This is a genomic window from Kocuria sp. LUK (assembly GCF_021012935.1).
Lineage (GTDB): Bacteria > Actinomycetota > Actinomycetes > Actinomycetales > Micrococcaceae > Kocuria > Kocuria flava.
The window spans coordinates 78,506-90,264 of sequence record NZ_JAJMZI010000003.1; the positions used below are offsets into that span (position 1 = coordinate 78,506).

Annotated in this window: 10 protein-coding genes; 6 read left to right on the forward strand and 4 right to left on the reverse strand. The window is 76.1% G+C overall.

The window, feature by feature from the left end; all coding sequences use genetic code 11:
- Positions 1-51 precede the first annotated feature (51 nt).
- Together LQU92_RS06005 and LQU92_RS06010 are read left to right on the forward strand one after the other, a co-directional pair.
- Positions 52-1,152, forward strand: coding sequence for an ABC transporter permease (locus LQU92_RS06005; RefSeq protein ID WP_230778928.1), 1,101 nt, complete (start codon positions 52-54; stop codon positions 1,150-1,152).
- Positions 1,153-1,157: 5 nt separating this feature from the next.
- A complete protein-coding gene (locus tag LQU92_RS06010) occupies positions 1,158-2,060 on the forward strand; it encodes an ATP-binding cassette domain-containing protein (RefSeq protein WP_230778931.1) in 903 nt (300 codons plus the stop codon).
- Positions 2,061-2,160: 100 nt separating this feature from the next.
- Here the strand turns inward: LQU92_RS06010 and LQU92_RS06015 are convergent, their stop codons facing one another.
- Positions 2,161-3,183, reverse strand: coding sequence for a LacI family DNA-binding transcriptional regulator (locus tag LQU92_RS06015; protein ID WP_230778934.1), 1,023 nt, complete (start codon positions 3,181-3,183; stop codon positions 2,161-2,163).
- 148 nt (positions 3,184-3,331) lie between these two features.
- Between LQU92_RS06015 and LQU92_RS06020 the strand changes: the two genes are divergently transcribed.
- The 4 genes from LQU92_RS06020 (at position 3,332) to LQU92_RS06035 (ending at position 7,394) form a co-directional block, all read left to right on the forward strand.
- Positions 3,332-4,396 carry a Gfo/Idh/MocA family oxidoreductase gene (locus tag LQU92_RS06020; protein WP_230778937.1) on the forward strand — a complete coding sequence of 355 codons (1,065 nt, stop codon included), beginning with the start codon at positions 3,332-3,334 and terminating at the stop codon, positions 4,394-4,396.
- Between the two features lie 87 nt (positions 4,397-4,483).
- A complete protein-coding gene (locus LQU92_RS06025; protein WP_230778940.1) occupies positions 4,484-5,536 on the forward strand; it encodes a Gfo/Idh/MocA family oxidoreductase in 1,053 nt (350 codons plus the stop codon).
- Positions 5,533-6,345 (forward strand): TIM barrel protein, encoded by an 813-nt coding sequence (locus LQU92_RS06030; RefSeq protein ID WP_058858220.1) that lies wholly within the window; start codon positions 5,533-5,535, stop codon positions 6,343-6,345. Before LQU92_RS06025 ends, LQU92_RS06030 begins: the two co-directional genes overlap by 4 nt.
- A complete protein-coding gene (locus LQU92_RS06035) occupies positions 6,342-7,394 on the forward strand; it encodes a LacI family DNA-binding transcriptional regulator (protein ID WP_230778943.1) in 1,053 nt (350 codons plus the stop codon). The genes LQU92_RS06030 and LQU92_RS06035 overlap by 4 nt, the downstream gene beginning before the upstream one ends.
- Before the next feature lie 35 nt (positions 7,395-7,429).
- Here LQU92_RS06035 and purU read toward each other — a convergent pair whose 3' ends face one another.
- The 3 genes from purU to LQU92_RS06050 form a co-directional block, all read right to left on the reverse strand.
- Positions 7,430-8,302, reverse strand: coding sequence for a formyltetrahydrofolate deformylase (gene purU, locus LQU92_RS06040; RefSeq protein ID WP_058858221.1), 873 nt, complete (start codon positions 8,300-8,302; stop codon positions 7,430-7,432).
- 651 nt (positions 8,303-8,953) lie between these two features.
- Positions 8,954-10,075, reverse strand: a complete 1,122-nt coding sequence (locus LQU92_RS06045; RefSeq protein ID WP_230778946.1) for a VIT1/CCC1 family protein — start codon at positions 10,073-10,075, stop codon at positions 8,954-8,956.
- 259 nt (positions 10,076-10,334) lie between these two features.
- A complete protein-coding gene (locus tag LQU92_RS06050) occupies positions 10,335-11,732 on the reverse strand; it encodes a hypothetical protein (RefSeq protein ID WP_230778950.1) in 1,398 nt (465 codons plus the stop codon).
- Positions 11,733-11,759: the final 27 nt, after the last annotated feature.

Below are 11,759 nucleotides of genomic sequence, written 5' to 3' on the forward strand. Positions count from 1 at the left end.
GGGGCCCGCTCCCAGGACCGCACCCAGGCTCTCGACCAGGAGAAGAATTCCATGTCCTCCACCCGCACCCCGGCCGCCCCGGCGCCGGACCGCGAGCCGGCGCCCGGCGCCGCTCCCACGCCCACCGCCGCCGCCCCGGCCGACGAGCGGGTCCAGACCCGCGGCCTGCTCGGCGCCCTGCTGGCCCGTCCCGAGATCGGCGCGCTCGTCGGCGCCGTCGTCGTCGGACTGTTCTTCGCGGTCGCCGCCCCGTCGATCACCCAGGCCCAGTCGATCTCCACCGTGCTCTACGGCGCCTCGACCATCGGGATCATGGTGGTCGGGGTGTCGCTGCTGATGATCGGCGGGGAGTTCGACCTCTCCACCGGCGTGGCCGTGATCTCCTCGGCCCTGACGGCCTCGCTGTTCAGCTGGTACTTCGGGCTCAACGTCTGGGTCGGGGTCGCCGTGGCGCTGCTGACCTCCCTGGCGATCGGGCTGGTCAACGGCGTGCTGCTGATGCGCACGAAGCTGCCCTCGTTCATCGTCACCCTGGCGACCTTCCTGATGCTCACCGGCCTCAACCTCGCCCTGACCCGCCTGATCGGCGGCTCCGTCTCCTCCCCGTCCATCAGCGGCATGGACGGCTTCGACGCCGCCAAGGCGGTCTTCGCCTCCTCGGTCGAGGTGGGCGGGGTGAGCATCCGGATCACGGTGTTCTACTGGATCGCCCTCGTGGCGATCGCCTCGTTCGTCCTGCTGAAGACCCGGATCGGCAACTGGATCTTCGCCGTGGGCGGGGACCCCGACGCCGCCCGTGCGGTGGGCGTGCCCGTGGCGCGCACCAAGATCGGACTGTTCATGGGCGTGGGCCTGTGCGCCTGGCTCGTGGGCATGCACAACCTCTTCGCCTTCGACTCCGTGCAGTCCGGGGAGGGCGTGGGCAACGAGTTCCTCTACATCATCGGCGCGGTGATCGGCGGGTGCCTGCTCACCGGCGGCTTCGGCTCCGCGATCGGCGGGGCGATCGGCGCCCTGATCTTCGGCATCGCCTCCCGCGGCATCGTCTACGCCGAGTGGAACCCGGACTGGTTCAAGTTCTTCCTGGGCCTGATGCTGCTGCTCGCCACGATCGTGAACATGTACGTGCGCAAGCGCGTCGAGAGGAAGTGACCACCGTGTCGACCCACCCCACCACCGCACCCGCCGGCGGCACCACGGCCGAGCGCGGTCCGGCCCACCTGGTCTCCCTCGAGAACGTGGGCAAGCGCTACGGCAACGTCATCGCCCTGCGCGAGGTGACCATGGCCGTGGACGCCGGCAAGGTCACCTGCGTGCTCGGCGACAACGGCGCCGGCAAGTCCACCCTGATCAAGATCATCGCCGGGCTGCACCAGCACACCGACGGCACCCTGTACGTCAACGGGGAGGAGACCACCTTCGGCTCCCCGCGCCAGGCCCTCGACGCCGGGATCGCCACCGTCTACCAGGACCTGGCCGTGGTGCCCCTGATGCCGGTGTGGCGCAACTTCTTCCTCGGCTCCGAGCTCACCACCGGGTTCGGGCCCTTCCGGCGGCTGGACACCGCCCGGATGAAGGCGATCACCAAGCAGGAGCTGGCCGACATGGGCATCGACCTGCGCGACGTCGACCAGCCCATCGGCACCCTCTCCGGCGGCGAGCGCCAGTGCGTGGCCATCGCCCGCGCGGTCCACTTCGGGGCGAAGGTGCTCATCCTCGACGAGCCCACCGCGGCCCTGGGCGTGAAGCAGTCCGGGGTCGTGCTGCGCTACATCCTCCAGGCCAAGGAGCGGGGGCTGGGGGTCGTGTTCATCACCCACAACCCGCACCACGCCTACCCGGTGGGCGACCGGTTCCTGCTGCTCAAGCGCGGGCGGTCGATCGGCTACTACGAGAAGTCCGGGATCGCCCTGGGCGACCTCACCGCCCAGATGGCCGGCGGGGCCGAGCTCGAGGAGCTCACCCACGAGCTCGCCCAGCTCGGCGGGCACACCACCCAGATGCAGCAGGTCCAGGCCGACATGGCCGAGTCCCTCGCCCGGCCCCGCCGCCAGGGCTGAGCGCCCACTCCGGGACCCCGGCCCCCGCCCCCGTGGACCTCGCCCGGGTGCGGGGGCCGGCCCACGCCCGGGCGCGGCGCGGAGCGGCCGCCCCGGCGGCTCAGGCCGGGGGAGGGGCGGTGCTGTGCCGGACCTCGAGCACGGGGGGCAGCAGCTCGTCCGGGGGCCGCGGGGCCCCCGGTGCGAGCCGGCCGAGGAGCAGCTCGCCGGCCCGGACCCCGGCCGCGCGGCCGGCCGTGTCCACGGAGGTGAGCCCGATCCGGCGCAGCTGCGCCACGGGGGTGTTGTCGTAGCCCGCCACCGAGAGGTCCCCGGGGACCGCCAGACCCAGCTCCTCGGCCGCGGAGAGCACCCCGAGGGCGACGACGTCGTTGACGGCGAAGACCGCCGTGGGGCGGTCCGGCCCGGCCAGCAGCACCCGGGCGGCGCGGTGGCCGGCCTCCTCGGTGAGGTCCGCCGGGACGACGCGGATCTCGCGCGCGAGGCCGGCCGCGCGCATCGCCTCCCCGTAGCCGCGCCTGCGCGCCGCCCCCACCGCCGTGTCCCCGCCGTCCACGTGGGCGATCCGGCGGTGGCCCAGCGCCACGAGGTGGCCGACCACGAGCCCCGCCCCGGCGACGTCGTCGTTGGTCACGACCGTCACCCCCGGCGCCGGGCCCGCCGGGGCCCCGAGGGCGATCGTGGGCACCTGTGCCGCCGCCCGGGCCAGCACCGGGCTCTCCGGCAGGGTGCCCACGAGCACGAGCCCCTCGACGTTGAGCTCCAGCAGCTTGGGGACCAGCGAGCCGCCGCTGCGCGAGTCGAGCCTGAAGTCGCCCATGAGCACCTGCAGGCCCGCGGCGTCCAGCCGGGTGCCGAGTCCCTCGACCGCGCCGGTGAACCAGGGGTTGCGCAGGTCGTTGAGCACCACGCCCACGATGCGGCTGCGCGACTCGACGAGCGCACGGGCGGCCGCGTTGGGCCGGTAGCCCAGCTCCTCGGCCGCCCGGCGCACGGCCTCGCGCTTCTGCTCGCTCACGTAGCCGGTGCCGCGCAGGGCCAGTGAGGCCGCCGACTTGGAGACGCCGGCCCGCCGGGCGACGTCGACGATGGTCGCGGCGCGGCGGCGGGGCGGCGTGGTCATGGTGCTCCTTCCGGTCCCCGGCCGGCTCCGGGGCCGGTGGCGGGCAGGCGTTGACGCGCTCCGCGTCCGTCCCTAGCCTAGACCCCGACATGGGAACGTTCCAATACCGTTCCCGCCCGGGTCCCGGCCCCCACCGCGAAGGAGCACCATGCAGCAGATCACCCTCGGACTGGCCGGCGTCGGGCGCATCGGCGTGATGCACGCGGAGCACCTCGCCGCCCTGCGCGCCCCCCTGCGCGAGCGCGGCGTCGAGCTGCGGCTGCGTCTCACCGACGTGGCCGCCGAGCACGCCCGGACGGTCGCGGCGCGCACGGGCGCCGAGTTCCTGCCCTCCGCGGCCGAGCTGCTGGCGGCGGGGGTCGACGGCCTCGTCGTGGCCACGGGCACCGCCACCCACCCCGAGCTCATCCGGGCCGGGGTCGACGCCGGGGTGCCCGTCTTCTGCGAGAAGCCCGTCGCCCTGGACGTCGCGAGCTCCCTGCCCGTGCTGGAGCACGTCCGGCGGGCCGGCGGGACCGTGCAGATCGGCCATCAGCGCCGCTTCGACGCCGGCTACCTGCGCGCCCGCGAGGCCCTCCGCTCGGGCGAGCTGGGCAGGCTCTCGTCGCTGCGCGCGGTCACCTGCGACATGACCCCGCCGCCCGTCGAGTTCCTCGCGAGCTCCGGCGGGCTCTTCCGCGACTGCTCCGTCCACGACTTCGACGTCGTGCGCTGGCTCACCGGCCGGGAGATCGTCGAGGTCTACGCGCTCGGCTCCAACAACGGCGACCCCGCGATCGGGGCGGTGGGCGACGTCGACACGGCCCTGGCCGTGGTGACCCTCGACGACGGCACGGTCGGCACGGTCTCCGCGAGCCGCTACAACGGGGCGGGCCACGACGTGCGCCTGGAGCTGCAGGGCTCCGAGGGCACCGTCGTCGTCGGCCTCGACGACCGCGCCGCCCTGCGCTCGGCCGAGCCCGGCACCGCCTTCCCCGCGGGGCCGCCGCACCGCACCTTCGCCGAGCGCTTCGAGGACGCCTACCGCGCCGAGATGCTCGCCTTCGTCGAGCTCGTCCTGGGGGAGCGGGTCAACCCCTGTCCGCCGGAGGACGCCGTGGCCGCCGCGCGCGTGGCCGACGCCGCTCAGGAGTCCCTGCGCACCGGCGCACCGGTGCGCGTGGCCCCGGCAGGCGCCGGGGCGCGCGGAACGACGGCGTCTAGTACGTACTAGACGCCGGAGCTGGTACGTACTAGCGTGGCTCGTGCTCCACCGCACGAGCCGTTCCGGCCGTGCGGCCCTCCCCGGGAAGAGGTCCCCGTGCCCCAGCACCGCCAGCTCACCGTCGGCCTGATCGGCGCCGGGCGCATCGGCTCGAACCACGCCGAGCTGCTCGCCCGCGCCGTCCCCGAGACCCTGCTCGCCGTGGTCGCCGACCCCGTGGAGGGTGCCGCCGCCCGGCTCGCCACGGCACTGGGGGTCGAGCGGGCCGCCACCGACCTCGGCGGCGTCCTCGCGGACCCGGCCCTGGACGCCGTGGTGATCACCGCCCCGGCCCGCTTCCACGCCGGGCTCGTCGAGCAGGCCGCGGCCGCCGGCAAGGCGGTCTTCTGCGAGAAGCCCGCCGGGATGGACCTCGAGGAGATCGAGCGCGTGGCCCGCGCCGTCGAGGAGCACGGCACGGTCTTCCGCGTCGGCTTCAACCGCCGGTTCGCCGACGGCTTCCCGCAGGCCCGTCGCGCCGTCGACGAGGGCCGGCTCGGGACCCCGCAGCTGCTGCGCTCCACGACCCGCGACCCCGGTCTGGTCGACCCGGCCGCGGTGGCGCCGTGGACGATCTTCCGCGAGACCCTCATCCACGACTTCGACGCCCTGAACTTCCTGAACCCGGGCGCCCGCGCGGTGGAGGTCCACGCGGTCGCCGACGCGCTCGTGGCCCCCGAGCACAAGGACGCCGGCCTGCTCGACACCGCCGTGGTGACCGTGCGCTACGACAACGGCGCGATCGCCACCGCCGAGGCCAGCTTCTCCGCCGCCTACGGCTACGACACCCGCGCCGAGGTCTTCGGCTCCGGCGGGATGGCCACCGTGGGCGAGCTCGCCGCCTCGAGCCTGCGCCTCTACGGACCGGAGGGGCTCAGCGCCGACACGCTCCGGTGCGACACCCAGTCGATGGGCCGGGCCTACGCCGCCGAGCTGCGCTCGTTCGCGCTCGCGGCCCTCGGCCGCCCCGCCGGGACGGGGCCCGAGGACCCCGCGGAGGCCCCGGGGGTGGACGCCGCCCGCGAGGCGCTGCGGATCGCCCTGGCCTGCATCGAGTCCTGCCGCACCGGCGCCCCCGTGCGCCTGCCGGCCTCGGGGGCCGGCCGGTGAGCCCGTTCGTGCTCGCCGCCAGCGCGGAGATGCTCTTCACCGACCTGCCGCTGACCGAGCGGGTCCGCCGCCTCGACGCGGCGGGCCTCGAGGTCGAGATCTGGGACTGGACCACCAAGGACCTCCCGGCGCTGGCGGCCACCGGCGCCCGCTTCGGCTCGATGACCGGCTACGTCCGCGGCGGCCTCGTGGACCCCGGCGCCGCCGACGAGCTGCTGCGCACGGCCGAGCGGTCCCTGGCCGCCGCCGAGGTGCTCGGGTGCCCGCGGCTCAACGTCCACGGCACGGGCCTCGACGCCCGCGGGCTGCCGGTGGTCCCGCACGAGGTCGTGACCGCCGCCGACCTGCTCGCCGCCGCCCGCACGCTCGAGCGCCTCGCCGCCCTCGGGGAGCGGCACGGGCGGGTCTTCACCCTCGAGAACCTCAACCGGGCCGTGGACCACCCCGGCGTCCCGTTCGCCCGCGCCGAGGAGACCCTCGCCCTCGTGGCCGCCGTGGACAGCCCCCACCTGCGCCTGAACCTGGACCTCTACCACGCCCAGATCGGGGAGGGGAACCTCGTGGAGCTGTGCCTGGCGGCCCTGCCCCACGTGGGGGAGATCCAGGTCGCCGACGTCCCGGGACGCTGCGAGCCCGGCACGGGCGAGATCCACTACCCGCGCGTCGCGGCCGCGCTCGCCGGGGCCGGGTACTCCGGCGTCGTCGCCCTCGAGGGCTGGGCCGCCGGGGACCCGGCGACCGCGCTCGAGCGCTTCCGGGAGGCCTTCACCCCGGCGGTCCCGGTCGGCGCCCCGGGGGCCGCGCCGTGAGCCCGTCGCCGCGGGACCCGGCCCGGGCCACCGGCCGCCGGGTGACCATGCGGGACGTCGCCCACGCGGCGGGGGTCTCCCAGGCCCTGGTCTCCATCGTGTTCCGGGGCGCGCCCGGCGCCGGCGAGCAGACCCGGGAGCACGTGCTGAAGGTCGCCGCCGAGCTCGGCTACCGCCGGGACGAGCGGGCCCGGCTGCTGCGCCAGGGCGCCTCCCGGCTGCTGGGCGTGGCCTTCGAGGCCGGCCAGCCCTTCCACGGTGAGCTGGTGGACGGCCTGCACGTCGCGGCCCGGGCCCTGGGGCGCGACGTCGTGCTCGCGGCCGTGACCGCCCACCGGGACGAGGCGGACGCCGTGGAGGGGCTGCTGCGCGACCGCTGTGAGGCTCTCGTCCTGCTCGGCGGGGCGCTGCCCGAGCAGCGGCTGGAGCGCATCGCGCAGGAGCTGCCCGTGGTCTCGGTGACCCGGCGCCTGGAGTCCCCGGCGGTGGCCAGCGTGGCCACCGACGACCACCGGGGCGCGGTGCTCGCGGTGGAGCACCTCGCCGGGCTCGGCCACCGGCGGATCGCCTATCTCGAGGCGGGCCGCGCCGCCGGCGGCGCCCGGCGCCGGGCCGGCTGGGCGGAGGCGGTCGCGGCCGCGGGACTCGGCGCGGAGGCCGTCGTGGAGCCGGCCGAGGCCTCGGAGGCCGGCGGCGCCGCGGCCCTGGACCGCCTGCTCGCCCGGGACCCCGCCCCCACCGCCGTCGTGGCCTTCAACGACCGCTGCGCCGCGGGGGTCGTGGGACAGGCGCTGGCGGCCGGGCTCGCCGTGCCGCGGGACCTGTCGGTGGTGGGCTTCGACGACTCCGCGCAGGCGCGCCTGCCCTACCTGGACCTCACGACCCTCGCCCAGGACCCGGCCCTGCTCGCCCGCACGGCCGTGGAGCTGGCCGTCGCCCCGCGGGACGCGGCGCCGGCCGCCCACGTGGAGCTGGGCACGCGGCTGGTCGTGCGGGGCAGCACGGGACCGCCCCGGGCCCCGGACCGCGACCGTTCCGGCGCGCGCTGAGCCCGCCCCCTCCCGGCGGACGGGAGGGGGCGGGCTCAGACCAGGACGATCGTGCGGTTGCCGGAGAGCACCACGCGGCCCTCGGCGTGCCACTTGACGGCGCTGGAGAGCGCCTGCATCTCGGCGTCGCGGCCCACGGCCACGAGGTCCTCCGGGGTGTGGGCGTGGTCGACCGGGATCACGCGCTGGGCGATGATCGGGCCCTCGTCGAGGTCGGCGGTGACGTAGTGGGCCGTGGCCCCGACCATCTTCACCCCCCGGGCGTAGGCCTGGTGGTAGGGCCGGGCGCCCTTGAAGCTGGGCAGGAACGAGTGGTGGATGTTGATGCACCGGCCGGAGAGCTCGCGGGTGAGCTCGTCCGAGAGGATCTGCATGTACCGGGCCAGCACCACGAGCTCGGCGTCGTAGCGGTCGACGAGCTCGAGCAGCCGCGCCTCGGCCGCCGGCTTGGTCGCGGCCGTCACGGGCACGTGGTGGAAGGGCACCTCGTGCCACTCGACGAGGGACCGGTGGTCCAGGTGGTTGGAGACCACCGCGACGATCTCGATCGGCAGCTCGCCGATGCGGGTGCGGTGCAGGAGGTCGGTGAGGCAGTGGGAGAAGCGGGAGACCATGATCAGCACCCGGGTGCGCCGCTGGACCGGCTCGAGCCGGAAGCGCATCCCGTGCCGCTCGGCGACCGGGGCGAAGCCCGCGGTGAGGGAGGCGGTGTCGGCGGTGCCCGCCTCGCTGACGGTGTGGCAGCGGATGAAGAACTCGTCCGTGAACCGGTCGGAGAAGTGCTTGACGTCGAAGATGTCGCAGCCCTGCTGGGTCAGGTTCGTCGTGATCGCGCTGACCAGACCGTGGGCCTCGGGGCAGTGGACGGTCAGGACGTGCTCGACGGTCCCCGGGTCGTTCTCGGGCATGGGCGGGCTCCTCGGCGGTGGGCTGCGGGCGGGTCCGCGCGGGGGCCGGTCGGCGGACCGTGCGGCCCTCCGATCCTAGCGGCTGCCGCGGAGGGCCGTGCCGGGGCGGGAGCCGTGCGGGGCGGTGCGCCTGCGGGGACGCCGGGGAGCGCGGCAGGGGCGGCGGGCCCGGGAGCGGCGGTGGTGAAGACCGATGGCCGCGGGAACGGGCGGCGGAATCGCGCCCGGCGCGGGGAGAGGTGCGCCTCCGGTGGAGGACCCGCGGCCATCGGCAGGCGTTGCACGCCTCAACGAAGGAGAGCCGTGGGCTGAGCGGCTTTCAGAGCGCGGGCGCCGCAGACGGTGCACCCCCCAGTGCCTCCGAATCGGTCCTGCCCGCGCAATTTCCCCCGTTGCTGTGGTTTCCACCACGAGGCCGAGTTTATCCGACGCCCCGGTGCATTCGCACCCGCGGGCGGGCAGAAGATCGGGGCACCCGTCCCGGGCGGGCTGCGATGCCCCCCGTTCGGGGGTGCTGCGGAGGCGGCCCCGCCGCCCGGGGCGCCGTTTTCCGGGGCGGCGAACCGGTGACGGCCACCCGCGCCGGCCCGGACGGAACGGCCCCGTCCCCACAAGTGGGGACGGGGCCGGTGCGGTGTCCGCCCGGCGTTCTCAGGCGACGCTCGTGTTGAACAGCAGCCCCAGGGCGTAGGTCGCCAGGGCGGCGCCGAAGCCGATGCCGAGCTGGCGCAGACCCCGCTTCCACGGGGAGGCGCCGGAGAGCAGGCCCACCAGGCCGCCGGTCACGAGCAGCGCCACGCCCACGAGGACGAGGGAGACGACCACGGCCGCCGCCCCGCTCAGGCCGACGAGGTAGGGCAGGATCGGCACGAGGGCGCCCGAGGCGAAGAACGCGAAGCTCGAGGCCGCCGCACCCAGGTCGGTGCCCAGGGCCACGTGCTCCGGGCCGGGCTCCTGCTCGGCGCCGGGGTCGCGGAAGGACAGCGAGGGGTCGCAGTCGCAGTCGTGGAAGCCCAGCCGCTCGGCGGCGCGGTGCTCGGCGGCCTCCTCGCTCATCCCGCGGGCCCGGTAGATCTGCACGAGCTCGTTGGCGTCCAGGTCGAGGTTCGGGGCGGCGTGCAGGGTGACCTGGGTCGGCTGGGAGGCGTCGAGCAGCTCGCGCTGCGAGCGCACCGAGACGAACTCGCCGGCGCCCATCGACAGGGCTCCCGCCAGCAGCCCGGCCAGGCCGGTGAACAGGACCATGGCCGCCGAGGTGCCGGTCGCGCCCACGCCCATCACGAGGGCCAGGTTGGAGACCAGCCCGTCGTTGGCGCCGAAGACGGCGGCGCGGAAGTTGCCGGAGAGCTTGTGCCGGCCCTCGGTCGCCAGGGCGCGCACGATCTCCTCGTGGACGGCCTCGTCGGCGGCCATGGCGTCGGAGGCGTCCTCCTCGTCGTGGTACGGGGAGCGGCCCTCGGCGCGCTGGAGCATGGCCAGCACGAAGACCGTCCCGAGGTGCCCGGCCAGGAGCAGCAGCAGCCGGGAGTACAGGGAGGGCCGGGCGGGCCGGTCGGCGTGGGGGCCCAGCAGACGGACCCAGTGCTCGGCGTGGCGCTGCTCGCCCTCGGCGACCTGGCGCAGGATGTCCTGCTCGCGCCCGGAGCTGCGCTCGGCGAGGCGGCGGTAGATCTCCGCCTCCGTGCGCTCCTCGGCGAGGTAGCGCCGCCAGCGGCGCACCTGGGACGGGTGCGGCTCCGGGCGGGCGGCGCCGGGGGAGTGGGCGGTGCTCATGGGGCCTTCCTCGCTCCCGGCGGGCGTGCGGGGCCTGCCGCCGGGGCGTGCGGTGGGTGCGGGTGCGGGACGGCGGGTGCGCGGAGCCGCCGCCGTCCCGGGGCAGTCTAGTGCCCGCGGCGCCCGACCGGACCCGGCCGTGGCGCAGGCCTCACCGGCCGGTGCGCGGCGGGGCCCCGCAGCACACCGAGGGGCGGCGTTCGGCGGCTCCGACCCGTCCGGAGCCGCCGAACGCCGCCCCTCGGCGCGCGGGCGGGTCTCAGGTCTCGGGGGTCGAGGGCATCCGCGTGCGGGCGGCCACGACGTCGGCGAGGCCCTCGCCGACGGGCTCGGCGGGGAAGGATCCCACGCCCCAGTGGAAGCGGTAGGGATCGGCGCAGCCCCAGCCGAACCGCAGGCCGTCGACGAGCTTCTGGGCCGCCTCCCGGAATCCCGTGGGGCCGGTGGTCCACGGCTGGTCCCACCCGGCGGGCTCCTCCCACTCGTCCTCGTGGAAGAAGGTGGCGTCCACCGGCCACTCGGCGTGCACGAACTGCCCGCCCGAGAGCACCGCGCACCGCACGCCCTGCGGCCCGGACTCGGCCCAGGCGGCCGGGGACTCGGCACCCGGGTGCACGGGCTCGTACTCGACGACGAGGAAGTCGTTCCAGGGCAGGCGGGCCAGGACCGTGGTGATCAGCCGCTGCAGGTCCTCCCACACCTCCTCGCCGGCCGGCTGCGGGGCCGCCCCGTGGGTGACCACGCCGATGCCGGCCCGGCCCAGCATCTCCTGGGCCTCCGGGGTGGCCAGGTCCGACCAGGTGCGGGTGTCCGCGTAGCCCTCGGCCCCGTCCGGGCCCGCGTGCTGGCGGCCGGCGGCGAAGCGCATGGCCTCCTCCCAGGAGCCGAAGAACCGCCGGACCCCGTCGAAGTACGGCCGCGGCGTGCGGGCCCCGGCCTGCTCCACGGCCCAGCGGCCGTAGAGCGTCGTGGTGGGGCGCCGGCCCCGGCGGCGGCAGTCGGCGAGGAAGGCCGTGACGGCGGCGGCGTACTCCTCCTCCGTGAAGATCCGCTCCTGCTCGGCGTCGGCGCCCGTGGCGAAGCCCATGGCCTGCAGGGCGGCGCTCCAGCTGCCCCCGCCCAGGCGCTGGGCGACCGTGCGCTCGGGGGCCGGCCAGTAGTGGGCCAGGCTGCACAGGAACTGGGCGTCGGTGCACAGCCCCAGCCGGGCGTGCTCGTACTCCCGGGCCGAGAGGGCCGGGGGTGCCTGCTCGGCCGCGTGCCGCTGGGCGGCGCCGATGAGCCCTAGGGCCCGGCGGGTCACGTCGCCGTCCGGGTCGCTCTCCGAGAGCAGGGAGGTGACGTCGCGGACCGTGTCGTGGGGCAGGTGCACGGCCGCGTGCTGGGGATCGGGGGCCAGGCCCAGGTGCTGGGCCAGGGCCAGCCAGATCCCGGCGCGCACGGCCTCGTCGCCCACCTCGGGGGCGGCGGCTCCCGGGCGGAAGCGCTCGCCCAGCTGGGCCAGTGCGGCGTCGAACAGGGCCGGGGACTCCTCCGGGAACAGCAGGAGGAAGCGCAGCCGCGCCTGGCCGCGGGTCAGCCCGCGCCGGGCCATGGCCCGCAGGAGCGGGCCGTGGCGCTGCACGAAGGCGGCGACACCGTCCACGGCGTACGGCATGGGCGGACTCCTCCGGTCTGTGGGGCG

Excerpts from the sequence above, each read along its gene's own strand:
- LQU92_RS06005 (WP_230778928.1), top strand. The coding sequence starts at position 52 with ATGTCCTCCACCCGCACCCCGGCCGCCCCGGCGCCGGACCGCGAGCCG.
- LQU92_RS06015 (WP_230778934.1), bottom strand. The coding sequence starts at position 3,183 with ATGACCACGCCGCCCCGCCGCCGCGCCGCGACCATCGTCGACGTCGCC.
- LQU92_RS06020 (WP_230778937.1), top strand. The coding sequence starts at position 3,332 with ATGCAGCAGATCACCCTCGGACTGGCCGGCGTCGGGCGCATCGGCGTG.
- purU (WP_058858221.1), bottom strand. The coding sequence starts at position 8,302 with ATGCCCGAGAACGACCCGGGGACCGTCGAGCACGTCCTGACCGTCCAC.
- LQU92_RS06045 (WP_230778946.1), bottom strand. The coding sequence starts at position 10,075 with ATGAGCACCGCCCACTCCCCCGGCGCCGCCCGCCCGGAGCCGCACCCG.
- LQU92_RS06050 (WP_230778950.1), bottom strand. The coding sequence starts at position 11,732 with ATGCCGTACGCCGTGGACGGTGTCGCCGCCTTCGTGCAGCGCCACGGC.